Below are 26,899 nucleotides of genomic sequence, written 5' to 3' on the forward strand. Positions count from 1 at the left end.
TCCCATGCGACGTGACGTCCGCGAACTGCTCGCGCTGCTCGCCGCCGGCCTCGCCCTCGGCCTCTTGCACCTGGCTCTCCGGCCAGATCTGCCGTGGGTCCCGGCCCCCGGGTCGAGGAGACCATGTGCGGCGGCGAGGCCGAAATCGAGGCGCCCGCCGCCGCCGAGGCGCCCGCCGCCTCGTTCGCGCCGGCCACGCCGATGTCCAGCCCTGCCCCGGAGGATGGCCAATGAGCCAGGTCCATGAGGACATGTCCGATCGGGCATCCAGGTGGCGGCGCGGCGGCGTCTGGGTGCTCCGCCTGGTCGTCGCCGGCGTGCTGCTCGCCGCGGCCGCGCCCAAGCTGGCCGACCCGGTCGCGTTCGCGGCCAAGCTGCCCAACTACCGCCTGTTCCCCGACGTCCTCGTCAACGTGGTCGCCACCACCGCGCCGATGCTCGAGCTCCTGGCCGCCCTGGCGCTCCTGAGCGGGCGGCTGTACCGCGGCGGCGTGTGGCTGTCGGTCGGGCTGATGGCGACCTTCACGGCGCTGATCGGCTCGGCGCTGGCGCGGGGGATCGACCTCGACTGCGGCTGCTTCGGCAACGCCGTCCAGGCCGAGCCGGTCGGCGCCCTCGACCTCGTGCGCAACGTCGTGCTCCTCGGCCTCACCGTCGTGCTCGCGCTCGACCTCGGGCGTGAGCCGGCGCGGTGAGGAGCTTCACGCGCCCGTCCGGGTGTCAGGCTCACCTCGAGGCCGCGAGTGCCGCCGGGCCCGCGTGGTAGACACGCGTCGATGACCGGCGTCCCGTACATCCTCTCGATCGACCACCTGCTCACCGACGAGGAGCGCCTGACCTGGCAGGCCGCGCGGGACTTCGGCACCAAGCGGATCGCTCCGGTCATCGAGCAACACTACGAGCGCGGCACCTTCCCGCGCGAGCTCATCCCCGAGTTCGCGGCCATGGGCTTCCTCGGCGCCCCGCTGCACGGCTACGGCTGCGCCGGCATGAACCCGGTCGCCTACGGCCTGACGATGATCGAGCTCGAGCGGCAGGACAGCGGCATCCGCAGCTTCTGCTCGGTGCAGTCGGCGCTGGCGATGTGGCCGATCTTCGCCTACGGCGACGAGGCCCAGCGCGAGCGCTGGCTGCCCGGCATGGCCCGCGGCGAGATCATCGGCGCCTTCGGCCTGACCGAGCCGAACAGCGGCAGCGACCCCGGCTCGATGCGCACCCACGCTCGCCAACAAGAAGCCGGCGGCGACTACGTGCTCACCGGCCAGAAGATGTGGATCACCAACAGCCCGATCGCCGACGTGCTGGTGGTGTGGGCCAAGACGCTCGACTTCGGCAGCGACACCCCGGTGATCCGCGGCTTCCTCGTCGAGCGCGGCATGGCCGGCCTGCAGACCCCCGAGACCCACGGCAAGCTCAGCCTGCGCGCCTCGATCACCGGCGAGATCGTGCTCGACGAGGTGCGCGTGCCGGCGGCCAACCTGTTGCCCGGCGTGCGCGGCCTCAAGGGTCCGCTCGGCTGCCTGACGCAGGCCCGCTACGGCATCGGCTGGGGCGCCGTCGGTGCGGCCATGAGCGTGTACGAGCGGGCGCGCGACTACACCTTGCAGCGCACGCATTCGGGCGGCCGATCGCCGGCTTCCAGCTCACCCAGCAGAAGCTCGTCGAGCTGCACAACGACATCGGCAAGGGCCTCTTGCTCGCCTACCACTTCGGCCGGCTCAAGCAGGACGGCAAGCTCACCCCCGAGCAGGTCTCGTACCTCAAGCGGGACAACGTGCGCATGGCCTTGGAGTCAGCCCGCACCGCGCGCTCGATGCTCGGCGGCAACGGCATCATGGGCGAGTTTCACATCATGCGGCACCTGTGCAACCTCGAGACGGTCTACACCTACGAGGGCACCCACGAGATCCACACTCTGGCGATCGGTCGCGCCCTGACCGGGCTGGCCGCCTTCAACGGCTGAGCGGGCAACCTTGTAGGCGCAACCTCGCCGGCGCCGCGTCGCTCGCGGCGCCGTGTGGCCTGGTACTTGCCGCCTCACGCGGGCAGCGGGTTCACCACGTCAGCGGGATGACGCCCTGGACCACGAGGCCGATCAGCACGAGGGACAGCGACAGGATCAGCACGAAGAACCCGGTCGACGGCGCGGTGCCCGGCGTGGGCGCGGGCGCGTGGCAGGAGCAATAACCGGGGCCGTGGATCTGCATCGGACGCCCAGAGCTTAGCACGCCGATCCGGGCCGCGCGCAAATCGGGCCAGCAGGGGACCCCGTGCGAACACGCGGACGCGGGCGGACGGGCTGCGCGGCGAGCGGACTTGCGAGGCGCCGCGACGGAGGACACGCGCTGCGGCCGAGAACGGAGGTCGCGGCGCCGCGCGGAAAGGGCCGCGACCCTCGCCAGTCCGGTCGACTTCCGCTAGCTTAGGCGGGCCATGGTCCACCCGGTCCAGAGTGTCATCGAGTCGCTGTACGCGGCCGGTCGCTGCCCACGCCTCCACGTCGACGCGACCCACGCTTCGGTGACGGTGCCGGACTTCATCCGCCAGCAGTGGCGCGAGCGGCTCATCATCGACCTCGACGCCAGCTACCCGCTCGACCTGGTGTTCGGCGAGACCGGCCTCGCGGCCGACCTCTCGTTCGGCGGGCACGTGACCCGCTGCTCGTTCCCCTGGGAGTCGATCTACATCGTCACCGACCGCTCCACCGGCCGCGGCATCGTCCTCGACCGCCACGTCCCCGAGTCGGTCAAGCGCCAGGCCGCCGGCCAGCAGCCGGCGCCGGCCTTCGACAACGCGATCACCAAGGTCGAGCCGCCGGTCGAGGCCAAGCCCGAGCTGCGGCGCGTCGAGGCCGAGCCCGCCGAGGCCGAGGCCGAGGCCGAGCCCGCCGAGGCCGAAGCCGCACCGCCCGCCGCCGCGGCCACCCCGAGCGACGACCAGGCCAAGAAGCGCCGCGCCGCCTTCCGCGTCATCGACGGCGGCGGTTGATCGCCCGACGTGGCACGATCGTTCTTCATCGCGATCGCCGACCCGCGACGATCGCCGCGCTCGCACTTCAGGCCGTCGGCCGACGCACGACGGCCTGACCCGGCGCTCACCCTTCGCCCCAGCGGAGCCCGGCCATGAAGCTCGCGGTCACCTTCGTCACCCTCCTCCTCGCCCTGCTCGCGGCGCTGTGGATCGCCTTCGTCCGCGCCCCGCCGCCGCACGAGGTGTGTCAGCGCAAGGCCGACATCCTGCGCGCCGAGGCCGGCGGCGAGCACGGCGAGGCCGTCGACAACCTGCTCGACCAGTACCGCCTCGGCTGTCGCAAGCAGGCCGAGGCGCTGCTCCAGCTGCGCGGCAAGCTCGTCTACGCGCGCCACGCCAAGTGCGTGATGGCGGCGCGTACGTTGGCTGACGCCGAGCGGTGCGGCTGAGCCCTCGACCCGCCGGGCCGGACCTCTATACTCCGGCCTCGCCATGACCACGCAGTTCATCCCGAGCGCCGGTTTGTTCCCCGGGCGCAAGGCCGCCGCCCCGGCAGCCGCTCCGGCCGTCGCCGACGACGAGACCAGCACCTACAAGCTCCACCGCCGCTTCGACCGCATGGGTCGGCTGGTCGGCGACCCCGGCATGCAGAAGCTGTTCGCCAGCCACGTCGTCGTCGTCGGGCTCGGCGGCGTCGGCAACTGGGCCGCCGAGTCGCTGGCCCGCAGCGGCGTCGGCAAGCTCACCATCGTCGACTTCGACCTGATCTGCGTCACCAACGCCAACCGCCAGCTGCACGCCGTGCGCGGCACCACCGGCAAGCCCAAGGCCGCGGTCATGGCCGAGCGCCTGCGCCTCATCAACCCGCGCTGCGAGGTCGTGCCGCGCCAGGAGTTCTACAACGCCGCCGCCAGCGACGAGCTGCTGGCCGGCGCGCCCGACCTGGTGGTCGACGCGATCGACAACCTGGCCGCCAAGACGCACCTGATCGCCACCTGTCGCAAGCGGCAGATCCCGCTGGTCGTCTCGGGCGGCGCGTCGGGCCGCATGGACCCGACGCAGATCCGGATCGCCGACCTCAACGCCGTCGAGAACGACCCGTTCCTGGCCGCCACCCGCAAGCTGCTGCGCAAGCACCACGAGTTCCCCCACCGCGACAAGGAGTCGTGGGGGATCCCCGCCATCTACTCGCCCGAGCCCGCCCGCGACCCGCTCGAGCTCGACTACGACGGCGGCGAGGGCTTCCGCTGCGTCTGCCCCCAGGGCGAGAACGACCTCCACGGCTGCATGCACCGCAACGTCATCTACGGCACGGCCAGCTTCGTCACCGGCGCGTTCGGCCTCGCCTGCGCCAGCGCGGCCGTCCGCACCCTGCTCGGCCAGCCCGTCTGATTTTTTCCAAAGGGGCATGTTCTCTGAGCATGCCCCTTCGGGCATACCCGAAGGGGCATGTCTGTTCGGACATGCCCGATGGAACAGCCTTCAGCTGCCCCAGCGGACGAACTGGGCCACCAGCTCGGCCAGGTCGGCCACCGACGTCGGCGCCGGGTCGCGCAGCGGCAGCAGCCACAGCGGCAGGCGCGGGTAGGCGCGCGTCAGCGCTTGCCCGGCCGCGACCGACTGCTCGCCCTGGACGCGCAGGCCCGCGTACACCCCGAGCACCCGCTGCAACATGTCCTCGAGGACATCCGGCTCCACCTGCTCCGTCAGCGCCGCGCGGATCGCCTCGACCGGCGGCGGCGGCGGGAACGGCGGCAGCACGCGGTTGAGCACCACGCTGTCGACCCGCAGGCCGCGGTCGTGGAGCACGCGGAGGAAGTCGAGCCCCTCGCGCACGCTGAGCGGCGACGCGGACGTCGCCAGCACCACCCCGGTCTCGGGCGACGTGAGCAACGTCGAGAAGTCGCCGGCCCGCTGCTGGAACGCGGAGAGCACCCCGGAGAAGTCGCGCAGGAACGCCCCCAGCTCGGCCAGGAATTCGCCGCCCCCGATCGCCCCGAGGGCCTTCAGCACCACCCCGTTGCCCACCCCGAGCAGGCGCGCGCCGAGCTTGCCGCCGCCGGTGATGATGCGCGTCGCCGGGTTGGTCACGACCTCGTGGATCCGCTCCGGCGCGCTGAGGAAGTCGATCGCGTTGGCGGTCGGCGGCGTGTCGAGCACGATCAAATCGTAGCGGCGCTCCGCGTGCAGGATCTGCAGCTGGGCCATCGCCGCGTACTCGAGCGCCCCGCCGAGGTTCTCGGCGATCGCGCGGTAGATCGGGTTCTGCGTGATCTGGCGGGCCGCCGCCGGCGACTCCGCGTAGGCGCGGACGATGCGGTCGAACACCACGTCGGGGGCCAGCAGCAGCGCGTGCAGGCTGCCCTGGCCGCCCTCCGGCAGCGCCACCGGCAGCTCCTCGCCGGCGCGGGCCCGGTCTTGCCCGAGCGCCTGCGCCAGGCGGAGCGACGGGTCGATCGTCACCACCAGCACGCGCTTGCCCTGGCGCGCCGCTCCGAGCGCCAGCGCCGCCGCGCAGGTCGTCTTGCCGACCCCGCCCGGGCCGACGCACAGCAGCACGCGGCGCGACGGCCCCGCGGACAGCGGGTCCCCTCCTGGTCTGGGTGAGGTCATCGCCGGCCCACCACCTCGGTCCGGGGCGTGGACGCGCCGGAAAGAAATGCCGTAGTCTCGCTCACCGTGAGCGCGAGCAGAGAGTTTGTCGTGCGAGTCGGCGAGCGCGAGCTCGTCGCCAAGATCACCGCCTCCGATCCGCCCGTCGTCATCGTCGACGGCGTCGCCCACGAGGTCACGTCGATCGCCGGCGGGCGCACCCACGTGCGCGTGCAGGGCGAGGCCGCCCAGCGGATCGTCAGCCTCGACGGCCAGGGCCTGCCCACCGCCGCGTCGGTCGGCGGCGTCGCGGTCGCCATCGACGTGCGCACCGCCCAGGCCGCCGCCCGCGACGCCGCCCTCGCGGCCGGCCGGGTCGGCGGCGCCGGCGGCGGGCTCGTCAAGGCGCCGATGCCGGGCCGGGTCGTCCGCGTGCTCGTCAGCGCCGGCCAGAGCGTCGAGCGCGGCACCCCGCTCGTCATCGTCGAGGCGATGAAGATGGAGAACGAGCTGCTCGCCACCGTCGCCGGCGTCGTCAAGACCGTGCACGTCGGCGAGGGCGTCGCCGTCGACGCCGGCCAGGCCCTGATCGAGCTCGACCCGTCCTGAAGGTCATGTCCTGAGGGACCTGTCCGATTGACCATCTGATTCACGCCGCCCTCCGCGGCTCGAGCGTCGCCAGCACGTCCTCCACGTCGGCCAGCCCGGCGAAGCCCTGGAAGCGCCACGGCAGCGAGAGCACCGGCGGCACGCGGCGGCCCGCGGCCTGTTCGCCGGCCAGCCAGGCCTCGACGTGACCGCGCTGGCGGGCCGCCTGTTGCGCGACCACGTTGGTGGCCGCCAGCACGCGGGCGACCTGGCCGTCGGGGTCGAGCGCCGCCGGGCCGGCCTGGAACGCGGGCAGCTCGGGCCAGGTGCCGTTGACGAAGATCCCGCCGATGTGCACGCGCGACTCGCTGCGCAGCGACGCGGCCATCTCGCCCAGCTCGGTCAGCGGCCAGCGGTCGGGCAGGCCGACCAGCACCGCCTGCGTCACCGTCGGGTCTTCGAGGCTGGCTTGCATCGCCTGCGCCTCGCGAGGCAACGGCCCCACGCGCACCGTCTTCAGGATGGCTTGCGGGATCCCCAGCGTGTAGCGGAGGTGGCCCGTCGCCGGGCCGTCGAACACCACCACGTCGAAGCTGCGCGCGCGCACCGCCTCGTGCCAGATCTTGCCGAGCACCGCGAAGTCGTCGAGGCCTGGCACCGCGCGCACGAGCCGGCGGATGGGCGCGCTGTCGAAGACGGCGCCGGCGATCCGCTCGCTGCGCAGCACCATCGCCCCGTACTCGCGGACGCACACCGTCGGCACCACGCGCTGGATGTAGAGGCCTGGGCCGGCGACCGACGGCGTCTCGGCCAGCGTGCGTTGACCGAGCATCCAGGCCAGGCGGTCGTCGAGGCCGACTGTCGCCACCAGCACCCGCCGGCCGCGCCGGGCCAGGGACAGGCCGAGGAGCGCGGCGACCGTCGTTCTGCCGACGCCGCCCTTGCCGCTGACGATCAGCATTTGGCGTGGGGCGAGGGCGTCGAGGACGGCTCCGAACCCGGAGGCGGGGGCGCTGGAGACAGCCATGGGGCGGGGCGAACCTTGGCACAGACCCGGGCCGCTCGCTACCAGAAGGCGCCAAACCCTCACGTGCGCCTGCCCTCCTGGGGAGGTCTCCGGCCGCGCCCTTGACCTCCCCGCCGCTGGCGACCATTCTCCGCGCACGATCGGCCGGGAGAGTACGGACGTGGCAGTCGAGATCAAGAGCAAGCGCGACATCGAGAAGATGCGGGCCACGTGCCGGCTGGCGGCCTCGGTGCTCGACCACATCGCCCCGCACGTCGTCCCCGGCGTCACCACCGGCCAGCTCGACAAGATCTGCCACGAGTACATCGTCGGCCACGGGGCGTACCCCTCGCCGCTCAACTACAAGGGCTTCCCGCGCTCGATCTGCACCTCGGTCAACGAGGTCATCTGCCACGGCATCCCCGGCGATCAGGTGCTCAGCGCCGGCGACATCGTCAACATCGACATCACCACCACCCTCGACGGCTACTTCGGCGACTGCTCCGACATGTTCATCGTCGGCGGCAGCACCACCCCCGAGGCCCAGCAGCTCGTCGACGTCACCCGCGAGTCGCTGTGGCTCGGCATCGCCGAGGTCGGCCCGACCAAGCGGATCGGCGACATCGGCGCGGCGATCTACGAGTTCGCCCACGGCCGCCACGGCTACGGCGTCGTCGAGGCCTTCTGCGGCCACGGCATCGGCCGCGAGTTCCACATGCCGCCCCAGGTCTCGCACGTCGGCAAGCGCGGCAACGGCCTGCGCATGAAGCCGGGCATGACCTTCACCATCGAGCCGATGATCAACATCGGCACCCCCCACTGCGACATCCTGGCCGACGGCTGGACCGCCGTCACCAAGGACCACAAGTGGAGCGCCCAGGTCGAGCACACCATCCTCGTCACCGACCACGGCTTCGAGGTCCTCACCCTGCGCGACGCCTCCTGGCGCCCGTCCTGGGCCCGCGCCAGCTGACGTCCCGCGGGACGTGACCCTTCGGCCAGGCTGATCTCTGCGGTCATGTCCGCAGGGACATGACCGATAGCCCCTGTCCGATAGGCCATGCCCTCGCGGACATGTCCCGAAGCGCTCAGCCGGCCGCGCGCGCCGGGCCGCGCGCCAGCGCCCCGTGCAGCAGCAGGTCGACCAGGCGCTGCAGCCACGCGTCGTCGACGGGCGCGCGGTCGAAGAACAGGCGGCGGTTGAGGGCCGCGCCGAGCACGTCGAACAGCAGGTTCGCGTCGACGCCCGGCGCGATCTCGCCGCGCCGTTCTGCCGCCTCGAGCACCGCGCGCGGCACCGCCTCGAAGTTCGCGCGCAGCGAGCGGACGATCGCCGCCAGCTCCGGGTCGTCGCCCTCGACCACGAACAGGCGGAACAGCCCCTGGTACTCGGCCTGGGCCCCGCGCGCGGCGATCCTGCGGGCGATCGCCAGCAGGTCTTCGCGCAGCGATCCGCTGTCGGCCACCGCGAAGGTGTCGCTGGCGATCGACAGCAACGCGTCGCGGACCAGCTCCTGCTTGGTCGGCCAGCGCCGGTACACCGTCGTCTTGTTGACCCCCGCGAGCGCGGCCACGTCCTCGATGCGCAGCCCGTGGTAGCCGGCCCGGGCGACCTCGCGCAGCGTGGCCGCGAGCACCCCACGCACGACGGCCTCGCCGCGCACCAGCGGCTCCGACTTGGCCTTCCGTTTCGCCTGGACCACGGGCCGCTCCAGCCTAACACCGCCTCCGGAGGTTCATCGCAACTTTGGTTGCCATCACCTCGCGCCGTGTCACCCTGACATCGCAACAACTAGTTGCGATACCGCCCATGCTCGACACGACCCACCTCCTCACCCCCGCGATGTTCGCCGACCCCTACCCGATCTACGCCCGCCTGCGCGAGCAAGCCCCGGTGCTGCAGGTGCCGCAGATCGGCATGTGGCTGGTGACGCGCTACGACGACGTCCACCAGATCCTCAAGGCCCCGGACGTCTTCTCCTCCTCGCGCACGCCGGCGCTCGACCAGCTGCGGGACCCCCGGCTCACCGAGGGCGTGGAGATGCTGGCCACCAGCTCGCTCGTCGCCCTCGACCCGCCCGACCACACGCGGCTGCGGCGGCTCGTCAACGTCGCCTTCACCCCGCGGGCGATCACCCGCCTCGAGGCCCGGGTCCGCGAGCTCTCGTGCGAGCTCGTCGACGCCATCGCCCGCAAGGACAGCTTCGACCTCATGGAGGACCTCGCGGTCCCTCTGCCGGTGATCGTGATCTCCGAGCTGCTCGGCGTCGACCCGGCGCGGCGGGCCCAGTTCAAGCGCTGGTCGGACGACCTGATCCTCGGCTCACGCCTCGACGGCCACCTCGACGACGCGGAGATCGATCGCATCATCGCCAGCCGGCGGGAGTTCGTCAGGTTCTTCCACGAGATGATCGAACACCGCCGGCGCGAGCCCGGCGACGACCTGCTGAGCGACCTGGTGCGCGCCGAGACCGAGCGCGACGCCCTGAGCCCCGAGGAGGTGCTGACGATGGCGCTGCTGCTGATGGTCGCCGGCAACGAGACCACCACCAACCTGATCGGCAACGGCGTCGTCGCCCTGCTCGATCACCCCGACGTCCTGCCGCGCCTGCGCGCCGATCCGTCGCGCATCCCCGCCTTCCTCGAGGAGGTGCTGCGCTGGCGCTCACCGGTCGTCATGCTCGTGCGCACGACCCGGCGAGCCGTCACCGTCGGCGGCGTCGACCTGCCGAAGGACGCCGTCCTCGGCGTCCTCGTCGACTCGGCCAACCACGACGAGACGCACTTCCCCGAGCCGGGGCGCTTCGACATCGAGCGCCAGCCGGCCCACCTCTCGTTCGGCTACGGCATCCACTTCTGCGTCGGCGCGCCGCTGTCGCGGCTCGAGGGCCGGATCGCCTTCGAGGAGCTGCTCGCGCGCGTCCCCGAGTTCTCGCGCGAGCCCGGGCCGCTCGAGTGGACGCCGAGCTTCAACCTGCGCGGGCTCAAGCGGCTCCCGCTGCGCCGGGGGCCGTCGCTCAGCGCGCCAGCGACACCTTGAAGTACGGCATGATCGCCTTCCAGTCCTGCTGGATGGCCCGCGTGTCGCCGTACGGGTACTCCGTGCGGGCGATGTAGAGCACGTCGCCGTACGGGAACATGAACTGCTGGATCTCGCGGGTCGCGTTGCCGCTCTCGTCGACCACCTGCAGCTTGGCGAAGATGCCGGTCTTGTCGAAGTAGCCGTCGTTGAACGACAGGTCCTCGATGCTGAGGCCGGCCTGCTGGTACTGGTTGCGGTAGTACGCGACCGCGCGCTCGTCGACGGGGCGCTCCTTGGGCGCCAGATAGAAGGTCAGCGCGATCGCCTCGCTGTCGGACGACGCGCTGGCGCCGAGGTCCTCGTCGAAGCTGGTCACGCCGCCCGACGAGCAGGACGCGACGGTCACCCACTCCGGGTTGCTCTCGAGCTCGCCCTTCGTGTGGCCGGTCTCCTCGCAGTTCTTGAACACGTACAGGGTGTCCGGGATTTCGAACTCGAGGCCGATCTGCGGGATCTTGATCTTGTTGCCGTCCCTGGTCCCGCTGGACGGGTTGTCGATCCACTGGCGGGCCTCGGACTGCTTCCCCTTGCGCCGCGAGCCGCTGCCGCCGCAGGCCGTGAGCGAACCGGCCGCCACGGCCAGCGCGAGAGCAAGAGACACGTTCTTGGGGAAGCTGCGAGAGAGAGACATCATGGCTGCTGTAGACCGCTCGCGCGCACAGTACCGAAGAGCGCCCCGGGCGGCAAGCATCCGCCCTTTCGCTGCCGGCGCCGCCCCGTGAGCCTCGATCCTCCCCCTGCCCGCGAGGCGTCGGCCCGTTCACCGAGGCCCGCCGCGTCGCGAGGCCGACACGATGCATGCACCGTCCGCATGCGTCGGCCCGCGGCCGCCGTCCCGCGCACCCGCAAGCGCGGGCGCGCTCACCGGGCCAGCAGCGACGTCCGGTAGCTCTCCGGCGGCGAGAAGCCGAGCAGCTCCAGGCACGTCGACGCCACGTTCGACAGCCCCGCCCCCGGCGGCGGCGCCACCAGCGGCCCGCCCCGGGCGCCCGCGGGTCGACGATCGCCAGCGGCACCCGGTTGAGCGAGTGGCTGGTGCGCACCTGATACGCGCCGTCCGGGCGGAGGTCGAACATCTGCTCGGCGTTGCCGTGGTCGGCGGTCACCACCGTGATGCCCTTGCGCACGCGCACCGCCTCGATGACGCGGGCCAGGCACAGGTCGACCGCCTCCATGGCGAGGATGGTCGCCCCGAGGTCGCCGGTGTGGCCGATCATGTCGCCGTTGGCGTAGTTGACCCGCACGAACTTCGGCTTGTACGCGTCGAGCTCGGCGATCAGGCGGTCGGTGATCTCGGCCGCGCGCATCCACGGCCGGTGCTCGAGCGGCGGCCCGTCCGACGGCACCTCGACGTACTTCTCGCGCTTCGGGTCGAACGGCTCCGAGCGGTTGCCGTTCCAGAAGTAGGTCACGTGGCCGAACTTGTGCGTCTCGCTGATCGCCAGCTGCGTCACCCCGGCGCTGGCCAGCAGCTCGCCCATCGTCCCGCCGATCGCCGGCGGCGCCACCAGGAAGCGCGACGGCAGCTTCAGGTCGCCGTCGTACTGCGTCATCCCGGCGAACTCGACCCGCGGCTTCGGCCCGCGCGGGAACTTGTCGAAGTGCTCCTCTTCGAACGCGCGCGTCAGCTCGAGCGCCCGGTCGCCGCGGAAGTTGAACAGGATCACCGCCGCCCCGTCGCGGATCGGCCCGACCGGCCCGAACGCGTCGGCGATGACGAACGCCGGCAGGTTCTGGTCGTCGAGACCTGTCTCTTTGTACAGGGTCTCGACCGCCTCGCGGGCCGTCGTGAACCGGCGCCCGACCGCGCGCACGTGGGCGTCCCAGCCGCGCTCGACGATCTTCCAGTCGGCCTCGTAGCGGTCCATGGTCACGACCATGCGCCCGCCGCCGCTGGCGATCTTGTAGTCGCGGCCGTCCTGCGACAGGCGGGCCAGCACCACCTCGAGCCGGTCGATGAACGGCAGCGCCGAGCGGGCCGGCACGTCGCGGCCGTCGAGCAGCGCGTGGACGCGGACCTTCTTCACCCCCTCGAGCGCCGCCCGCTCGACCAGCGCGATCAGGTGGTCGATGTGGCTGTGGATGTTGCCGTCGGACAGCAGGCCGATAAAGTGCAGCGGCTCGCCCGAGGCCTTGACCGTGTCGACGCAGCGGCGCCACTCCTGCCCGTAGATCGCCCCCGTGGCGATCGCATTCGACACCAGCTTGGCCCCCTGGTCGATGATCCTGCCGGCCCCGAGCGCGTTGTGGCCGACCTCGCTGTTGCCCATGTCGGCGTCGCTCGGCATGCCCACGGCTGTCCCATGGGCCAGGAGGCTGGTGAACGACGGCAGCCCGCGCAGCCGGTCGAGCGCCGGCGTGCGCGCCTGCGACACCGCGTCGCCGAAGTCACCGCGACCGATCCCCACCCCGTCGAGCACCACGCACACCACCGGCCCCTCGGGCGGCCTTCGGGTCGGGTGCGGCAAGAGCCTCGTCAACATGTCCCTGTCCCTCCTGTCCTCAAAACCATGCCTGATAGGCCAGCGTCACGCCCAGGAGCATGTCGAACACCACGCTGTCGGGCGGCGTACCGACCGGCGCCGCGGGGTCGACCACCACCTTCGTGCGCGAGAACGCCTTCTGGAAGTCGACCCCCAGCGCGAGCCCGTGGTTGTTGCGGATCGGCACGCCGATGCTGGCCCCGGCGCGGATCAGCGGGTCGTAGCCGACGGTCTGCTCGTCCTCCCACGGGTTGGCCGACCGCATGCGCCGCCAGTTGGAGATCATCAGCCCCGCGCCGGCCCCGAACTCGATCACCAGCACCCGCGCGGGCAGCTGAAAGGATGGCCCGAGAGTCAGGTCGGTGTGAGACAGCGACGAGACCCGCGTCACCTGCTGGCCGACCGGCGCCCCCGTGTTCGGGTCGATCGGCGTGGTCGGGTCGGCCGGCACCGTGTAGCGGTTGCGGTCGGGGAAGCGCGTGTGCCCGCCCTGGAACTCGAAGCCGAACCGCATCGGCCCGAGGCGCAGCGCGTGGTAGCGCAGGGCGATGCCGAAGCCGAACCCGAGCGGCGGCCGGCGATCGAACAGCACGTCGCCCGCGCCGATGAGGATGCCCATGCGGCCGATGATCGACACGCCGAACACCCGCTTCTTCTCGGCGATGTCGAGCACCGTATTGCCGCGGGGCGCGGGCAGACCCGACGCGCCGTAGGCGAGGCACGTGGCCAGGAGCGCCGCCAGGGGGAGCATGCGGGGGCACCATAGCAAATCTTTTTCGCGCATAATCCCCGCGCATGACCACCCGCGTCGCACTCCGGCGAGATGCCGGCCGGATCGGCCCCGAGTCCGGGCCGTGGATCCGTCAGCGCCAGGTCGCCAAGATCTGGGGACCCCCGGACCCCGCGAGCCTCGCGCAGCTCGTCGATCACCGCGACGTCGTGCTCGGCTGGGGCCTGCTCGCGCCCGACGCCGACATCCCGCTCCGCGTCGTCCACTGGGGCGCAACCCCGCCCGCGGAAGGTTGGTTCGAGCGCCGGCTCGCCGCCGCCCTCGCCGCCCGCGCCGAGCTCGGCCTTGCCACCGACCCCGGCACCACCGCCTATCGCGAGGTCAACAGCGAGGGCGACGGCCTGCCCGGCCTGGTCGTCGACCGCTACGGCGACGACCGCGTGGTCCAGCTCGGCACCCCCGCGGTCGCCGCCCGCCGCGCCGCGATCCTGGAGCTCCTGCGTTCGCGCACGCCGGGCCGCGTGTTCGTGATCGCCGACGAGGCCGCGCCCGAAGATCCCGCGGCGACCCTCGAGTTCCAGGAACATGGCCTTTGGTTCAGCTGCCCGGCCCCGCCGGCGCAGAAGACCGGCGCCTACCTCGACCAGCGTGACAACCGCCGCCTCGCCGCCCAGCTGGCGGTGCGCGCCGCCGGCCCCATGCTCGACCTCGGCTGCCACGTCGGCGGCTTCGTCGTCCACGCCGCCGCCGCCGGCGTCTCCGCGATCGGCCTCGACCAGAGCGCGCGCGCCCTCGAGTTCGCCCGCCGCAACGCCGCCCGCAACGACCTGACCGATCGGACAGCCTTCGTCCAGGCCGACATGTTCGGCGCCCTCGACCACCCGGACCTGGCCGGCCCGTTCGGCGTGATCGTGTTCGACCCACCGCGGATCGCCACCGGCTCGCAAGGCCGCGAGCGCGCCGTCGGGGCGATGGCCCGCAGCCTCGGCCGCCTGCTCCCGCGCCTGCGCCCCGGCGGTTTTTTGCTGGCCTGCAGCTGCTCGCACCACGTCGGCCGCAGCGACCTCGACGCCGCCCTCCTCGCCGCCGGCGCCCGCGACCTCGCCCGTGTCCACGCCCTCGGCCCCGGCCCCGACCACCCCGTGTGGCCCGGCCACGCCGAGGGCGAATACCTGCGCGTCAACGTCTACCAGCGCCGCGACGTCTGACCCGAAGGGCATGCCCGCACGGGCATGCCCTCGAAGACATGACCGATCGGGCATGCCCTCCCGGACATGCCCTTCGCCTCCGTCACGCCTCGGCGCGGCCCGCCACTCCGGACGCGCGAGCCCTCGTCGCTCCCGCTCCTCGCGTGGCTCCCACGACCTCCAAGACATGCCCCTTCGGACATGTCCTTGCGATCACAGCCCTTCGACGGGCGCCAGCGTGACCGAGCGCAGCGGCTCGCCGGCGCGCTGGACCTGCAGCTCGATCGGCCCGTCGACGCCGATGAGCTGCGTCAGGTAGGCGACCTCGGACACGCGGCTGACCGGGCGGCCGGCGACCGACAGGATGAAGTCGTCGACCTGCAACCCGGCCTTCGCGCCCGGGCCCGCCGCCTCGACCCGCGTCACCTTGACGGTCGCCATGCGCCCGGGGAACTCGTCGTCGTCGACGGCGCGCAGGCCGAGGCGCACGCGACGGAAGCGGCCGTGCGTCAGCACCTCTTCGAGGTAGCGGCGGACCATCGGCGCCGGCACTGCGAAGCCGATCCCGGTGCCCTCGCCGCGGACGGCGGTGGCGATCCCCAGCACCTCGCCGCGCAGGTCGACGATCGGCCCGCCCGAGCTGCCGGTGTTGATCGACGCGTCGGTCTGCACGAAGCTGAAGAAGCCGTCCTGCGGCAGATCTTCCGGCTTGCCGACGTCGACCCAGTCGCGCCCCAGGCCCGAGACCACGCCGACCGTCACCGTGTCACCGAGGCCGAACGGGTGGCCGACCGCCAGCACCCACTCGCCGGGGCGCACCGGTCGCTCGCGGAACACCACCGGCGCCTGGTCGACGCGCGGCGGATCGGGGGCGATCACCGCCAGGTCGAGCAGCGGCTCGCGGTGGATCACCTGCGCCCGCACCCGCTCCTGATTCGCGTACTCGACGTCGATCGCGCTGGCGGTGATCGGCACGACGTGAGCGTTCGTCACCACCAGCCCGTCGGCGCGCACGATCGTGCCGCTGCCGACCCCGCGCTTCGGACGGCCGGTCGCCTGCGGCAGCGTGCAGATCACGCTGACCACCGACGGCGCGATCTGCTCGGTCACCGCCGCGAAGTCGGGCAGCGCGGCCGAGCGCGGCGGTCGCACCGGCGGCGGGCTCGGCGTCGGCTCGGATTTCGGGCTGTCTGAAGGGACAGGTGCCGGCGCCTCGTCGTCGAGCGGTCGACACGCGACGAGCGCGATCAGCCCGACGACCACTCGCGCGAGCACGGGCGTTCAGCCCTCGTCGTTCGCGTCGTTCGCGTCGCCCGCGTCGTTCGCGTCGCCCGCGTCGCTCGCGGGGGCCTCGGGCTCGCCGGCGGGCTCGCTCGTGGCGTCGCTCGCAGGCTCGCTCGCGGCCTCGGCGGCCTCGTCGGCCTCGTCGGCCTCACTGGCGGCCTCGTCGCCGTCGACGTCCTCGTCCTCGTCGTCGTAGTCGTCGTCATCGTCGTCGTCGTCGAACGGCGCGCTGACCAGCGGACGCGTGGGAGAAATCACGGGGAACCGCGGCGAAGCGCGACGGGCCTCGCGGTCCTCGTCCTCGAAGCTCACCGTGGCGACGTTGTCGGCCGCATCCGGGAGGGTCTTGAGCCACTCCTCGTAGCGTTCCTTGGTGATGAGCCCACCGCGGATGTTGCGGCGGACGGTGCGGAGGTCGAAGAGCCGTTCGAGCTGGCGCGGGGCAACCATGCGGCGGCCCTTTTAGAACACCGGCCGCCGTCCGTCAAACCGGCGCGCGCGCGCCGGTGCGCGGCCACCGTTCCGCCCGCCGGCCGTCCGCGGATTTTCGGCGAACCCCCGGCCGCGCGGGACTGGCGACCTCACGCCGCGGCGGGTCCCAACAGCGGCCGTGCGGCGTCCGCGAGGCCGCGCTCGGCACCCGAAATTCCGCGGCCCGCTCCAGGTCCGGAGCGCGCGCAGCACGTCCTCAAGGCCCGCAGACCGGGAAATAACCGGCCACTTTGCGTGGTAGGCGGCCGGGCGTATAGATCCGGCGCACCACGGATCGCGCCGCCCGCCGCGACCCCCTTGCCTCCCCACCACCGCGTACCCATCAAGCGACAGCCATGAGTGTAGGAGCCTACGACATCCGCGTGATCAACGACCTCGTCGAGCGCGAGAGCGCCTTCGTCGAGCGCCTCATGACCGAGGTCCACAAGGTCATCGTCGGCCAAGACGAGATGATCGAGCGCGTCTTCATGGGCCTCCTGTGCCACGGGCACGTGCTGCTCGAGGGCGCCCCGGGCCTGGCCAAGACGCTCACCGTCAGCACCCTCGCCCGCTGCCTGCACATGGAGTTCAAGCGGGTCCAGTTCACGCCCGACCTGCTGCCCTCCGACGTCCTCGGCACCGTCATCTACAACCATCAGACCGGCAGCTTCACCAACCGCAAGGGCCCGGTCTTCACCAACCTGCTGCTGGCCGACGAGATCAACCGCGCCCCGGCCAAGGTCCAGAGCGCGCTGCTCGAGGCGATGGCCGAGCGCCAGGTGACGATCGGCGACACCAGCTACCCGCTGCCGAAGCCGTTCCTGGTGCTCGCCACCCAGAACCCGATCGAGCAGGAGGGCACCTACACCCTGCCCGAGGCCCAGCTCGACCGCTTCATGTTCAAGATCAAGGTCGGCTACCCGACCGCCGAGCAGGAGCTGCAGATCATGCAGCGGATCGGCGGCGCGGCCAGCACCGCCAAGGTCGAGATCCAGCCGGTGATCGGCCCCGACGACATCGCCAAGGTCCAGCAGACCATGGACCGCATGATCGTCGAGCAACCGGTCCAGAAGTACATCGTCGACGTCGTCGCCGCCACCCGCACACCCGGCGCCGTCGGCCTCGAGAAGCTGGCTCCGTTCATCGACTTCGGCGCCTCGCCGCGCGCCACCATCGCCCTGTTCCAGGCCGCGCGGGCCCACGCCTTCATGCGTCACCGCGGCTACGTCAGCCCCGAGGACATCAAGGCCGTCGCGCCCGACATCCTGCGCCACCGCATCATCCTCTCCTACGAGGCCGAGGCCGAGGGCAAGACCGTCGAGGAGGTCGTGCGGGCGATCCTCGAGCACGTGCAGGTCCCGTAACCGCCGCCATGGCCCGCCCGTCCGCCGATAAGTCGCCGCCGAGCCGGAGCGACGCCGAGGCCGCGAAGGAGCGCACCACCCAGCTCCTGCGCGAGATCCGTCGCATCGAGATCCAGACCTCGCGGCTCGTCAACCAGCACCTCGCCGGCTCCTACCAGTCGGTGTTCAAGGGCCAGGGCGTCGCCTTCTCCGAGGTCCGCGCCTACACCCCCGGCGACGACGTGCGCGCGATCGACTGGAACGTCACCGCGCGCACCGGCGAGCCGCACGTCAAGCTGTTCACCGAGGAGCGCGAGCTCACCGTCATGCTCGTGGTCGACATGTCGGGCAGCCTCGACCTCGGCTCGCGCGACTACGACAAGCGCCAGCTCGTCGCCCGCCTGGCCGCCACCTTCGCCTTCTCGGCGATCCGCAACAACGACCGCGTCGGCCTCATCGGCTTCACCGACACCGTCGAGGTGTTCGTCCCGCCGCGCAGCGGTCGCAAGCACGTGCTCGCGGTCGTGCAGCAGGTGCTGACGCACGTCCCGCAGAGCCGCGCCACCCGCGTCGCCAGCGGCCTCGAGTACCTCGCGCGGCTCGGCCAGCGCCACACCGTCGCCATCCTGATCAGCGACTTCGTCGACGCCGTCCCCGACGACGCGCCCGACGCCGCCCGCGCCTTCGAGCACGCGCTCAAGATGGTGCGCCGGCGCCACGACCTGATCCCGATCCGCGTCGAGGACCCGCTCGAGCTCGAGCTCCCGGCCCTCGGCCTCGTCGCCCTCGAGGACCTCGAGCTGCTCGGCCTCGGCGGCGACAGCTTCCTCGACCTCAGCCCGCGGCGGGCCAAGCACTACCGCCAGCGGGTCGAGTCCGAGCGCGCGCGCCTCGACCAGATGCTGCGCAAGCTCAGCCTCGACAGCATGTCGATCCGCTGCGGCGACAACTGGCAGCAGCCGCTCGTCAACTTCTTCGCCCGCAGGGCCCGGAGGATGCGCCGGTGACGTCGTCCCTTGCCCACGCTCTCCTGTTCGCCGCCTTGCTCGGCCAGGCCGCCGCGCCCGCGCTGACGGATCCGTCGCCGCCCGCGGACCCCCCGCTTCCGAGCCCGCGCGAGCGCCCGCGGACCCCTCCGCCCCGGCGCCCTCGCGCGGCCCCGGGCCCGCGTCTGCGCGAGCGCCCGCGGACCCCTCCGACCCTGCGCCCGTGCGCGACCCGTCCGCGCCCACGGACGCGCCCGACCCGTCTGCGCCGGTCCCCGCGCCTTCGCCGGCGCTCCCGCCCGGACCCGCGCCGAGCGTCGCCCCGGTCCCCTCCGCCCCGACCGGTGAACCTGCCTCCGAGGACATGTCCTCTGCGCCAGCCATCGACAGCCCGGTGGCGATCAGCGCGCGCGTCACCCCCGACCCATCGCAGATCGGCGACCTCCTCGAGCTCGAGGTCACCGTCGCCTACCCGACCGGCTTCGCGGTCAACGTCCCGCTCGGCCTCAAGCTCGACCCGATGCACCTGGTCTCGGTCGAGGAGAGCGAGCCCGAGAGCACCGGCCAGGGTCTGCGCAAGGTCTTCACCTTCACCATCCAGCACTTCGGCGTCGGCGAGGCCAAGACCCCGAGCTTCCCGATCACCTACGTCGCCCCCGACGGCGCGGTGCAGACCGCCCAGGTCCCCTCGCACAGCTTCAGCGTCACCGCCCTGCTGGCCAACGAGGCCGAGCCCAAGCGCCAGGGCGAGGACCCGCCGATCTCCCTCGAATACCCCAACAACACCGCCGAGACCGCGATCTACTTCACCGCCGGCGCGCTCGTGGCCGGCTTCGTGTCGGCGCTGCTGTTCTTGCGCTGGCGCCGGCGGCCGCGCCCCGTCGTCTTGCCGCCGCCCGAGCCGGCCGACCGCGTGGCCCTGCGCGCGCTCGACCGCCTGAAGGAGGCCGACTACGCCGGCCGCGGCGAGTTCCAGCTGCACTACCTCATGCTCACCGAGATCCTCAAGGGCTACCTCGAGGGACGCTTCGGCATCGACGCGCTCGAGCGCACCACCGACGAGCTGCGGGCCGCCCTGCTCCGCTCCGAGGCCGCGATCGCCCCGCTCAAGCCGACCGAGGTGATCCGCTTCCTGCAGCAGTGCGACCTCGTCAAGTTCGCCCGCTTCGCCCCGCCGCCGAGCGAGGCCGCCGCCGCCGTCGAGCAGGCCCGCGGCATGGTCGTGGCGACCACCCCGGTCGCGCCCGCCGGTCCCAAGGACCAGGCTCCGAAGGACAGGCCCTCCGAGACAGGGCCCAAAGAACAGGTCGTGAAGGACATGTCCTCGCCCGCAGCGCCGAAGCTGGTCCCGGAGGCGGACATCCCGACTGAGCCGGTGCCCAAGTACAAGGAGGAGGACGAGTGAGCGCCTCCACCGAGCGGCTCGTCGCCGTGCTGCGCAACCTCCTGCCGATCCTCGGCTTCGCTGGGCTCGCGCTCGTGCTGACGCTGGCGGGCCTCGCCGCGTACCTCGGGGCCGACCTGCGCCACGTCGTCATCGCCTCGCCGTGGTGGCTGCTGGCCGCGTTCGTCCCGCTGCTGGCGGTGGTGATCCGCGGCGTCGTCTCGCCGCGCCCGGCCACCCTCAAGTTCTCGCGCGCGACCTCGGCCCGCCGCCTCGGCCCCGGCCTGGCCGCGCGCCTGGCCCACCTGCCCGACGGCCTGCGCCTGGCCGCCGCGGTCTTGCTGGCGCTCGCGCTGGCCCGCCCCGAGTCGAGCCGCGCCACCGACCGCGTCGAGCACAAGGGCATCGACATCGTCGTCGCGCTCGATTTATCCGACTCGATGGAGGCCGACGACCTCTACCCGAACCGCCTCGAGGCGGCCAAGGACGTCATCGACAGCTTCATCGCCCGCCGCCGCCACGACCGCGTCGGCATGGTCGCTTTCGGCGCCACCGCGACTACCGTCTCGCCGCTGACCGTCGACCACGGCGTCCTGCGCCAGCTCGTGCGCCGCCTGCAGCTCGGCAGCATCGACGGCAGCAAGACCGCCATCGGCGCCGGCCTCGGCCAGGCGCTGAACCGCCTCAAGGAGTCCGAGGCCGACAGCAAGGTCGTCGTCCTCCTCACCGACGGCGTCCACAACGCCGAGGGCGTCGACCCCGACTCGATGGCGCGCGAGGCCGCCGACCGCGGCGTCCACGTCTACACCGTCCTGATCGGCCGCCAGGCCGCCTCCATCGACCCCGGCCGGCTCGAGCGGATCGCCAGCACCACCGGCGGCTACGCCTACACCGCCGTCGACCAACAGGCCCTCGTCACCACCTTCCAGGACCTGCTCAACAAGCTCGATCGCTCGACGATCCTCGGCGAACACATCCGCGCCCAGCTGTTCCACCTGGTCCTGTGGCCGGCCCTGCTCCTCCTCATGCTCGACATCGTGCTCCGCTCGACCCGCCTGCGGAGGTTCCCATGAGCCCGACCCCCGCCCCGAAGGACATGACCGTACGGCCATGTTCGAACGGACATGCCAGCCCCGCGCGCCCCTGAGCCCGGCACATCTGCGACATGCCCCCTCGGCCATGTCCGAACGGCCATGCCGCCCCGGCGCGCCCCCTCGAGCCCGGAACATCTGCGACATGCCCCCTCGGCCATGTCCGAACGGCCATGCCGCCCCCAGCGCGCCCCCTCGAGCCCGGAACATCTGCGACATGCCCCCTCGGCCATGTCCGAACGGCCATGCCGCCCCCCGCCTCCCGCGCGCCCGCACGCTCCTCTCCCGCCGCGCCCCCTGAGCCCGACACCTTCGAGACATGTCCTCTCAGACATGTCCACAGGGACATTCCCTTTTATTAAACTCCTCGCGCGGCGGCGCTCGTCCGACCTCGCCTCGCTTCGCCCGCGGAGGTGCGCATGAGCCCCGCCGAAGCGATCCGCGACCTCGCCCAGGACGTCGAGGCGAAGGACGTCCTGACCCTGTTCGAAGAGGTGGTGATCGCCCGCGAGGACCTGCTGTGGCTGCTCGTGCTGGTCCCGCTGGCGGCGGCGGCCTACATCTGGGCGGCCCGTCAGCGCCGGCGCGGCCTCGCCAGCCTCGGCAGCCCCGTCCTCGTCGAGCGCCTCGTCGGCAGCGTCAACCACGCCAGCCGGGTCGTCGCCGCCGTCGTCTCCGTGCTCTCCGTCCTGCTGCTGTGCGCCGGCCTCCTGCGCGTGCAGTACGGCGGCGAGACCACCATCGTCCCCGCCACCGGCCTCGACATCGTGCTCGCCGTCGACTACAGCAAGTCGATGCTCGCCCGCGACGTCTACCCGTCGCGCAGCGAGCGGCTCGCGGCCGAGCTGCAGCGCTTCCTCGACGAGGCCGACCGTCGCGGCGACCGCGTCGGTCTCGTCGTGTTCGCCGGCGCCGCGCGCGGCCTGCCCGTCAGCCGCGACGCCCGCGTCCTCAAGCTCTACCTCGACAAGGCCGACCCGCGCACCGAGAACCCCGGCGGCACCGCGATCGGCAAGGCCCTCAAGCTCGCGCTCACCTTCCTCATCGACGCCCGTCGCGCCGCTGCGGCCGGCCCGGAGGGCGGCCCCACCAAGTCGTTCCCGACCAAGGACGGCAAGGCGGTCGAGGACATCCCGCCGTCGGAGTCCGATCAGGTCGTCATCCTCCTGACCGACGGCGAGGACACCGTCTCGCGCCCGCTCGAAGTGGCCGCCGAGGCCGCCAAGCTGGGCGTGCGGATCTACACCGTCGGCATCGGCTCCAAGTCCGGCGAGCCGATCCAGAAGTTCGACGCCGAGGGCAACCCCGACGGCTTCGTCACCGACGAGCAGGGCAACTACCTCATGACCCGCGTCGACGAGGCCACCCTCAAGGACATCGCCAAGACCACCGGCGGCGACTACGTCCTCGTCGAGCCCGACAAGTTCGGCCTCGACCGGGTGGCCGAGTGGATCCGCGACCTCTCCAAGGGCCAGCGCGAGGACACCGTCACCGCCCACCGTGAGGAGGGCTACGCCTTCCTCGTCGTCCCCGCCCTGCTCCTCCTCGCGCTCTCGCTCGCCCTCCCCGAGCGCAAGAAAGGGCCCTGATCGATGCAGGCCGGGCCCATCCGCCAGTCGTCGCCCCAGGCGAACAACGTCGCGGACATCCTCTGCGTGTCGCCCCTCGCCGCCGCGCCGCGCGAGGGACGACGCGCTCCCAACTTCGTATCGACCCGCGAACCCCTCGCCGCCCCGCGCGAGGCTCGATGCACTCACTACTTCGCATCGACCCGCGAACCCCTCGCCGCCCCGCGCGAGGCTCGACGCGCACACAACTTCGCATCGACCCGCGAACCCCTCGCCGCCCCGCGCGAGGCTCGACGCGCACACAACTTCGCATCGACCCGCGAACCCCTCGCCGCCCCGCGCGAGGCTCGACGCGCACACAACTTCGCATCGACCCGCGAACCCCTCGCCGCCCCGCGCGAGGCTCGATGCACTCACTACTTCGCATCGACCCGCGAACCCCTCGCCGCCCCGCGCGAGGCTCGATGCACTCACTACTTCGCATCGCCCCGCGAACGCCTCGCCGCCGCGCCGCCGCGCGAGAAAGGACGCTGAGACAGTGCCGCTCGTATCGACCAGCAAGCTACTCACCGCCGTGCTCGCCGCCGGTTGGCTCGCCGAGGCGCTCGCCGGCAAGAACAGCGACGTCGAGGCCGGCATCGCCGCCTACAACAGCGGCGACCACGAGGCCGCCCTCACGGCTTACGCCGCCGCCGAGGCCGAGCTCGGCGAGCGCCCCGAGATCTTCTACGACCGCGGCCTGGCGCTCGTCGCCAAGGGCGACAAGGACGAGGCCCGCAAGGCGTTCGAGCGCGGCACCGAGTCCACTCACCCCGACGTCCACGCCAGCTCCGAATACGAGCTCGGCAACCTCGACCTGGACGCCGAGGCCTTCGATCCCGCCATCGAGCACTACATCAAGTGCCTCAAGGCCAAGCCCGACCACGCCAACGCCAAGTGGAACCTCGAACTCGCCCTGCTGAAGAAGAAGCAGAAAGAGGAAGAGGAGAAGAAGAAGCAAGAGGAGGAGAAGAAGGACCAAGAGAACAAGGACGAGGAAAACAAGGACGAAGAGAAGAAGGACGAAGAGAAAAAAGACGAGCAGAAGCAGGACGAAGAGAAAAAGGACGAGCAGAAGCAGGACGAAGAGAAAAAAGACGAGCAGAAGAAAGACGAAGAGAAAAAGGACGAGCAGAAACCGGACGAGCAGAAGCAAGACGAGCAGAAGCAGAACGAGCAGAAGCAGAACGAGCAGAAGCAGGAGAAGGGCGAACAGCCCCAGCCCCAGCCCCAGCCTCAGCCCCAGCTCGACAAGGCCGACCTCGACAAGGCGCTCGAGCAGCTCGACGCGGAAGACAATTTCCAGCTCGACCGACCGGCTCGCCAGATCCGGGTCGAGAAGGACTGGTGACCGTGGCACCGCACCGACCAGCCTCGCCCGCTCGGCTGTCTCATCGGACAGATCCGGCATCTCACGGCCTCACGACGCCCCATCTCGTCCAGTCGCCCGACCTGTCCCCAAAGCCATCCTGCGAGTCCACGGCGCCCCTTCGCGTCCAGTCTCCCGAGCTGTCCCAGAAGCCATCCTGCGAGGCCACGGCGCCCCGTCTCGTCCAGTCGCCAGACCTGTCCCCAAAGCCATCCTTCGAGGCCACGGCGCCCCTTCTCGCCCAGCCTCCCGACCTGTCCCAAAGCCATCCTGCGAGTCCCCGGCGCCCCGTCTCGCCCAGTCCCCAGAGGGCTTCCCCGGGCTCACGGTTTCCCTTCCTGACGTGTCCCCAGAGACCTCCCGCGAGCTCACGGCGCCCCGTCTCGTCCAGTCGCCCGAGCTGGCCCCAAAGCCCGCCCACGTCGCTTCGGCTGCGGAAGAGTCCGCCTCCCTGTCCCTCCGACCGGCTCGCCCTGCTCTCCTCGCCCGGCGCCGTCTGCTGCAGCTCGCCGGCGCCGCCGGCCTCGGCCTCTACCTGTCCCCGAGGGCAGCTCACGCCGACACCAAGTCTCGCATCGTCGCCGAGCTCGATCGCGACCGGGTCGAAGTCGGTGAGGCGTTCGAGCTCACCGTCCAGGTCGACAGCGAGGGCGAGCGCGGCTCGGAGGTCCCGGAGCCGGTGCTGCCCGACCTGGCCGCGCTGGGCCTGCAGATCGTGGGCATGCCGGCCACCTACCGCAGCACCAGCAGCTCGTTCAGCTTCGGCACCGGCCGCGGGTCGACCATGACGACCCGGACCACGCTGACCAGCGTCTATACCCTCATCGCCAGCAAGCCCGGCCGCTTCGAGCTGCCGGTCCACATCTTGGAGGGCAAGACGAAGGTGACCCCGCCGCGGACCCCCGCGATCGAGGTCACCGGTCAAGCCGCGCCGACCGAACCGGTCCCCGCGGCCGCCGACGGCCCCACCGAGCCGCAGGGCGACATCTTCCTGTGGACTCGCCTCGACAAGCCGACCGTCTTCGTCGGCGAACAGCTCACCTACACCCTCGAGATCTACGAGCGCCTGCCCTTCCTGCAGATCCAGCTGCGCCAGCTTCGGCTTTCAAGACTTCTGGAGCGAGGAGCTGCCGCAGGGCCAGATGCGTCAGGCGGTCGTCGGCAACACCGCCTACCGCGTCCACCCCGGCCTGCGCCGCGCCCTGTTCCCCCAGCGCGCCGGCACCCTCACCCTCTCGCCCGCCGAAGTCGGCATCGGCATGCGCCGCCGGATCACCGGCCGGCCCGTCACCGTCGAGGTCAAGCCGCTGCCCGCCGGCGCCCCGCCCGGCTTCTCGCCCAACAACGTCGGCGTCTACACCATCCGCGCCCAGGCCGACCGCACCAACATCAAGGTCGGCGAACCTTTCACGCTCACCATCGCCATCCAGGGCACCGGCAACATCCGCGTCATCGACCCCGGCGCCTGGCCCGAGATGCCCGGTCTGCGCCGCTACGAGCCCAAGATCGAGACCGACGTGACGACCGGAGCCCAGCTCGGCGGCGAGCGCCGCTACGCGTTCCTCGTCATCCCCGAGCGCGGCGGCCAGCTGACCGTCCCCCCGCACACGTTCCACTACTTCGACCCGGCCACTGCGAGCTACCAGACCGCCACGAGCGCCCCTATCGAGCTGACCGTCGCCGGCGATCCCAACGCAGCCCCGACCCCGACGACCGACACACTCCCCCGCCGACCGCGGCCGAGGAAGAGGGCATCCTCGCCCCGATCGCCGAGCCGGCCACGCTCCCGCGCGCGACGCCGTCGCCCTCGTGGCTGACGCCGTCGCGCTGGGGCTGGGCCATGGCCGGGGCGCCGGTGCTCCTGGCTCTCGGGACAGCAGCGAACGCGCTGTGGCGCCGCTTCGGCCCCGACGAACACAGCCAGGCCGCCGCTGCCCGGGCCGCCAAACAGCGCGAGCTGCTGGCCCAGGCCGAACGCGGCCTCGCTTCCGGCGACGGCTTCTACCCCGCCCTCGCCCAGCTGCTGCAAGCCGCAGCGGTCGAACGTGCCGGCCCCGAAGGCGAAGGCCTGCCCCGTCACGCCCTGCTGGCCCTGCTCGCGCGCAAGGGCGTCTCCTCCGCCGACTGCGACCGCCTGCGCGACCTGCTCGATCGCTGCGACGCCGCCCGCTTCGGCTCCCGCGGCGAATCTGCCAGCGAACGGGAAGTCGCCCTCCGAACCACGCGCGAGCTCCTGACCAGCTCGACGGCCCTGAAGCCGGGCGCGCCGGTCCGACCCCCTCGTAATTCCCAGTCCGAGGATCGTCCCCACCGGCCGTGACCCGGTCCCTGCGGACCCCCTCGCCCGCCTGCACCCTGCCGTCTCCTGATGCCCGCCTGAGCCGTCCTGAGCCGGTCCCATCGCCCGCCCGAAGCCAGCACCCCTCCACGCCCCCAGCGCTCGACCAGCCCCGGCCTCGCCCGACCGAACTCATGACTCGCATGCGAATCCGCGCGCTCTCGATCTTCGCCCTGCTCGCGCTCATGGCCGCCTCTGCCCGCGCCGACGTGGTCGACGACGCCTTCGCGCGCGGCAACGCTCTGGCCGGCGCCGGCGACTACGCGGGCGCCGTGCGAGCCTACGAGGACGCCGAGGCGCTGCTCCCCGGTCGCAGCGCGGCCCTGTCGTTCAACCTCGGCACCGCCTACGCGCAGCTCGGCGAGCTCGGCCCGGCCACCTATCACCT

The 26,899-nt window shown here is 72.0% G+C and carries 24 protein-coding genes and 3 pseudogenes; 18 read left to right on the plus strand and 9 right to left on the minus strand.

Annotated elements, in window-relative coordinates:
- Nucleotides 1–230: 230 nt before the first annotated feature.
- Nucleotides 231–695, plus strand: coding sequence for a MauE/DoxX family redox-associated membrane protein (locus tag OV079_RS24880; protein WP_267771342.1), 465 nt, complete (start codon nucleotides 231–233; stop codon nucleotides 693–695).
- An 81-nt stretch (nucleotides 696–776) separates the two neighbouring features.
- A pseudogene (locus tag OV079_RS54385) lies at nucleotides 777–1,963 on the plus strand (acyl-CoA dehydrogenase family protein).
- Between the two features lie 91 nt (nucleotides 1,964–2,054).
- On the opposite strand, the gene OV079_RS24895 reads toward OV079_RS54385, so the two are convergent.
- On the minus strand, nucleotides 2,055–2,207 hold the full coding sequence (locus OV079_RS24895; protein WP_267709848.1) for a hypothetical protein: 153 nt from the start codon (nucleotides 2,205–2,207) through the stop codon (nucleotides 2,055–2,057).
- Nucleotides 2,208–2,433: 226 nt separating this feature from the next.
- Here OV079_RS24895 and OV079_RS24900 point away from each other — a divergent pair, with 226 nt between their 5' ends.
- The 3 genes from OV079_RS24900 (at nucleotide 2,434) to OV079_RS24910 (ending at nucleotide 4,362) form a co-directional block, all read left to right on the plus strand.
- A complete protein-coding gene (locus OV079_RS24900; RefSeq protein ID WP_267771344.1) occupies nucleotides 2,434–2,988 on the plus strand; it encodes a ClpXP protease specificity-enhancing factor SspB in 555 nt (184 codons plus the stop codon).
- Nucleotides 2,989–3,122: 134 nt separating this feature from the next.
- Complete coding sequence (locus tag OV079_RS24905; protein ID WP_267771346.1) at nucleotides 3,123–3,419, plus strand: hypothetical protein; 297 nt, start codon at nucleotides 3,123–3,125, stop codon at nucleotides 3,417–3,419.
- Between the two features lie 43 nt (nucleotides 3,420–3,462).
- A complete protein-coding gene (locus OV079_RS24910; protein ID WP_267771348.1) occupies nucleotides 3,463–4,362 on the plus strand; it encodes a tRNA threonylcarbamoyladenosine dehydratase in 900 nt (299 codons plus the stop codon).
- A 90-nt stretch (nucleotides 4,363–4,452) separates the two neighbouring features.
- On the opposite strand, the gene OV079_RS24915 is transcribed toward OV079_RS24910, so the two are convergent.
- Nucleotides 4,453–5,583 (minus strand): ArsA family ATPase, encoded by a 1,131-nt coding sequence (locus OV079_RS24915; protein ID WP_267771349.1) that lies wholly within the window; start codon nucleotides 5,581–5,583, stop codon nucleotides 4,453–4,455.
- A 66-nt stretch (nucleotides 5,584–5,649) separates the two neighbouring features.
- Here OV079_RS24915 and OV079_RS56220 point away from each other — a divergent pair, with 66 nt between their 5' ends.
- Nucleotides 5,650–6,171, plus strand: a complete 522-nt coding sequence (locus OV079_RS56220) for a biotin/lipoyl-containing protein (protein ID WP_338088933.1) — start codon at nucleotides 5,650–5,652, stop codon at nucleotides 6,169–6,171.
- Nucleotides 6,172–6,211: 40 nt separating this feature from the next.
- Here OV079_RS56220 and OV079_RS24925 read toward each other — a convergent pair whose 3' ends face one another.
- Nucleotides 6,212–7,177, minus strand: a complete 966-nt coding sequence (locus OV079_RS24925; RefSeq protein WP_267771350.1) for an ArsA family ATPase — start codon at nucleotides 7,175–7,177, stop codon at nucleotides 6,212–6,214.
- A 160-nt stretch (nucleotides 7,178–7,337) separates the two neighbouring features.
- On the opposite strand from OV079_RS24925, the gene map reads away from it, so the two are divergent.
- A complete protein-coding gene (gene map / locus OV079_RS24930) occupies nucleotides 7,338–8,129 on the plus strand; it encodes a type I methionyl aminopeptidase (RefSeq protein ID WP_267771351.1) in 792 nt (263 codons plus the stop codon).
- Between the two features lie 115 nt (nucleotides 8,130–8,244).
- Here the strand turns inward: map and OV079_RS24935 are convergent, their stop codons facing one another.
- Complete coding sequence (locus OV079_RS24935) at nucleotides 8,245–8,859, minus strand: TetR/AcrR family transcriptional regulator (protein ID WP_267771352.1); 615 nt, start codon at nucleotides 8,857–8,859, stop codon at nucleotides 8,245–8,247.
- 107 nt (nucleotides 8,860–8,966) lie between these two features.
- Here OV079_RS24935 and OV079_RS24940 point away from each other — a divergent pair, with 107 nt between their 5' ends.
- Nucleotides 8,967–10,196 carry a cytochrome P450 gene (locus OV079_RS24940; protein WP_267771353.1) on the plus strand — a complete coding sequence of 410 codons (1,230 nt, stop codon included), beginning with the start codon at nucleotides 8,967–8,969 and terminating at the stop codon, nucleotides 10,194–10,196.
- On the opposite strand, the gene OV079_RS24945 is transcribed toward OV079_RS24940, so the two are convergent.
- The 3 genes and pseudogenes from OV079_RS24945 to OV079_RS24955 form a co-directional block, all read right to left on the minus strand.
- Nucleotides 10,174–10,839: a hypothetical protein gene (locus tag OV079_RS24945; RefSeq protein ID WP_267778889.1), complete on the minus strand. Its 666-nt coding sequence runs from the start codon at nucleotides 10,837–10,839 to the stop codon at nucleotides 10,174–10,176. The genes OV079_RS24940 and OV079_RS24945 overlap by 23 nt on opposite strands.
- 448 nt (nucleotides 10,840–11,287) lie before the next feature.
- A pseudogene (gpmI, locus tag OV079_RS24950) lies at nucleotides 11,288–12,721 on the minus strand (2,3-bisphosphoglycerate-independent phosphoglycerate mutase); the annotation flags it as partial.
- Nucleotides 12,722–12,740: 19 nt separating this feature from the next.
- Nucleotides 12,741–13,472 (minus strand): hypothetical protein, encoded by a 732-nt coding sequence (locus tag OV079_RS24955; RefSeq protein ID WP_267771355.1) that lies wholly within the window; start codon nucleotides 13,470–13,472, stop codon nucleotides 12,741–12,743.
- A gap of 44 nt (nucleotides 13,473–13,516) precedes the next feature.
- Here OV079_RS24955 and OV079_RS24960 point away from each other — a divergent pair, with 44 nt between their 5' ends.
- Nucleotides 13,517–14,659, plus strand: coding sequence for a class I SAM-dependent rRNA methyltransferase (locus OV079_RS24960; RefSeq protein WP_267771357.1), 1,143 nt, complete (start codon nucleotides 13,517–13,519; stop codon nucleotides 14,657–14,659).
- A 192-nt stretch (nucleotides 14,660–14,851) separates the two neighbouring features.
- Here OV079_RS24960 and OV079_RS24965 read toward each other — a convergent pair whose 3' ends face one another.
- Together OV079_RS24965 and OV079_RS24970 are read right to left on the minus strand one after the other, a co-directional pair.
- A complete protein-coding gene (locus OV079_RS24965; protein WP_267771358.1) occupies nucleotides 14,852–15,913 on the minus strand; it encodes a S1C family serine protease in 1,062 nt (353 codons plus the stop codon).
- Nucleotides 15,914–15,919: 6 nt separating this feature from the next.
- Complete coding sequence (locus OV079_RS24970; RefSeq protein WP_267771359.1) at nucleotides 15,920–16,372, minus strand: hypothetical protein; 453 nt, start codon at nucleotides 16,370–16,372, stop codon at nucleotides 15,920–15,922.
- A 377-nt stretch (nucleotides 16,373–16,749) separates the two neighbouring features.
- Here OV079_RS24970 and OV079_RS24975 point away from each other — a divergent pair, with 377 nt between their 5' ends.
- From OV079_RS24975 to OV079_RS25010, 9 genes and pseudogenes are all read left to right on the plus strand, one after another.
- Nucleotides 16,750–17,757 (plus strand): AAA family ATPase, encoded by a 1,008-nt coding sequence (locus OV079_RS24975; protein WP_267709863.1) that lies wholly within the window; start codon nucleotides 16,750–16,752, stop codon nucleotides 17,755–17,757.
- Between the two features lie 8 nt (nucleotides 17,758–17,765).
- The gene (locus OV079_RS24980; RefSeq protein ID WP_267771360.1) at nucleotides 17,766–18,743 is read left to right on the plus strand and encodes a DUF58 domain-containing protein; all 978 of its coding nucleotides are present in this window, start codon (nucleotides 17,766–17,768) and stop codon (nucleotides 18,741–18,743) included.
- Nucleotides 18,744–19,086: 343 nt separating this feature from the next.
- Complete coding sequence (locus OV079_RS24985) at nucleotides 19,087–20,127, plus strand: hypothetical protein (protein ID WP_267771362.1); 1,041 nt, start codon at nucleotides 19,087–19,089, stop codon at nucleotides 20,125–20,127.
- A complete protein-coding gene (locus tag OV079_RS24990) occupies nucleotides 20,124–21,179 on the plus strand; it encodes a VWA domain-containing protein (protein WP_267771364.1) in 1,056 nt (351 codons plus the stop codon). The genes OV079_RS24985 and OV079_RS24990 overlap by 4 nt, the downstream gene beginning before the upstream one ends.
- A gap of 437 nt (nucleotides 21,180–21,616) precedes the next feature.
- Nucleotides 21,617–22,786, plus strand: coding sequence for a vWA domain-containing protein (locus OV079_RS24995; protein ID WP_267771365.1), 1,170 nt, complete (start codon nucleotides 21,617–21,619; stop codon nucleotides 22,784–22,786).
- A 517-nt stretch (nucleotides 22,787–23,303) separates the two neighbouring features.
- The gene (locus OV079_RS25000; protein WP_267771366.1) at nucleotides 23,304–24,155 is read left to right on the plus strand and encodes a tetratricopeptide repeat protein; all 852 of its coding nucleotides are present in this window, start codon (nucleotides 23,304–23,306) and stop codon (nucleotides 24,153–24,155) included.
- Nucleotides 24,156–24,516: 361 nt separating this feature from the next.
- Nucleotides 24,517–25,044 (plus strand): annotated as a pseudogene (locus OV079_RS58530) (BatD family protein); the annotation flags it as partial.
- Between the two features lie 271 nt (nucleotides 25,045–25,315).
- A complete protein-coding gene (locus OV079_RS25005; RefSeq protein WP_267771367.1) occupies nucleotides 25,316–25,990 on the plus strand; it encodes a BatD family protein in 675 nt (224 codons plus the stop codon).
- A 23-nt stretch (nucleotides 25,991–26,013) separates the two neighbouring features.
- Nucleotides 26,014–26,493, plus strand: coding sequence for a hypothetical protein (locus OV079_RS25010; RefSeq protein ID WP_267771368.1), 480 nt, complete (start codon nucleotides 26,014–26,016; stop codon nucleotides 26,491–26,493).
- The last annotated feature ends 406 nt before the right edge of the window (nucleotides 26,494–26,899 follow it).

The sequence above is a fragment of the Nannocystis pusilla genome, assembly GCF_026626665.1.
Taxonomy (GTDB): Bacteria; Myxococcota_A; Polyangia; order Nannocystales; family Nannocystaceae; genus Nannocystis; species Nannocystis pusilla.

What these genes read in the sequence shown, in the direction of transcription:
- OV079_RS24970 (WP_267771359.1), bottom strand. Translation starts at nt 16,372, where the DNA reads ATGGTTGCCCCGCGCCAGCTCGAACGGCTCTTCGACCTCCGCACCGTC.
- OV079_RS24995 (WP_267771365.1), top strand. Translation starts at nt 21,617, where the DNA reads ATGAGCCCCGCCGAAGCGATCCGCGACCTCGCCCAGGACGTCGAGGCG.
- OV079_RS24905 (WP_267771346.1), top strand. Translation starts at nt 3,123, where the DNA reads ATGAAGCTCGCGGTCACCTTCGTCACCCTCCTCCTCGCCCTGCTCGCG.
- OV079_RS25005 (WP_267771367.1), top strand. Translation starts at nt 25,316, where the DNA reads ATGCGTCAGGCGGTCGTCGGCAACACCGCCTACCGCGTCCACCCCGGC.
- OV079_RS25010 (WP_267771368.1), top strand. Translation starts at nt 26,014, where the DNA reads ATGGCCGGGGCGCCGGTGCTCCTGGCTCTCGGGACAGCAGCGAACGCG.
- OV079_RS24975 (WP_267709863.1), top strand. Translation starts at nt 16,750, where the DNA reads ATGAGTGTAGGAGCCTACGACATCCGCGTGATCAACGACCTCGTCGAG.
- OV079_RS24985 (WP_267771362.1), top strand. Translation starts at nt 19,087, where the DNA reads ATGTCCTCTGCGCCAGCCATCGACAGCCCGGTGGCGATCAGCGCGCGC.
- OV079_RS24915 (WP_267771349.1), bottom strand. Translation starts at nt 5,583, where the DNA reads ATGACCTCACCCAGACCAGGAGGGGACCCGCTGTCCGCGGGGCCGTCG.
- OV079_RS24980 (WP_267771360.1), top strand. Translation starts at nt 17,766, where the DNA reads ATGGCCCGCCCGTCCGCCGATAAGTCGCCGCCGAGCCGGAGCGACGCC.
- OV079_RS24940 (WP_267771353.1), top strand. Translation starts at nt 8,967, where the DNA reads ATGCTCGACACGACCCACCTCCTCACCCCCGCGATGTTCGCCGACCCC.
- OV079_RS24880 (WP_267771342.1), top strand. Translation starts at nt 231, where the DNA reads ATGAGCCAGGTCCATGAGGACATGTCCGATCGGGCATCCAGGTGGCGG.
- OV079_RS24925 (WP_267771350.1), bottom strand. Translation starts at nt 7,177, where the DNA reads ATGGCTGTCTCCAGCGCCCCCGCCTCCGGGTTCGGAGCCGTCCTCGAC.
- OV079_RS24910 (WP_267771348.1), top strand. Translation starts at nt 3,463, where the DNA reads ATGACCACGCAGTTCATCCCGAGCGCCGGTTTGTTCCCCGGGCGCAAG.
- OV079_RS24895 (WP_267709848.1), bottom strand. Translation starts at nt 2,207, where the DNA reads ATGCAGATCCACGGCCCCGGTTATTGCTCCTGCCACGCGCCCGCGCCC.
- OV079_RS24955 (WP_267771355.1), bottom strand. Translation starts at nt 13,472, where the DNA reads ATGCTCCCCCTGGCGGCGCTCCTGGCCACGTGCCTCGCCTACGGCGCG.
- OV079_RS24900 (WP_267771344.1), top strand. Translation starts at nt 2,434, where the DNA reads ATGGTCCACCCGGTCCAGAGTGTCATCGAGTCGCTGTACGCGGCCGGT.
- OV079_RS24960 (WP_267771357.1), top strand. Translation starts at nt 13,517, where the DNA reads ATGACCACCCGCGTCGCACTCCGGCGAGATGCCGGCCGGATCGGCCCC.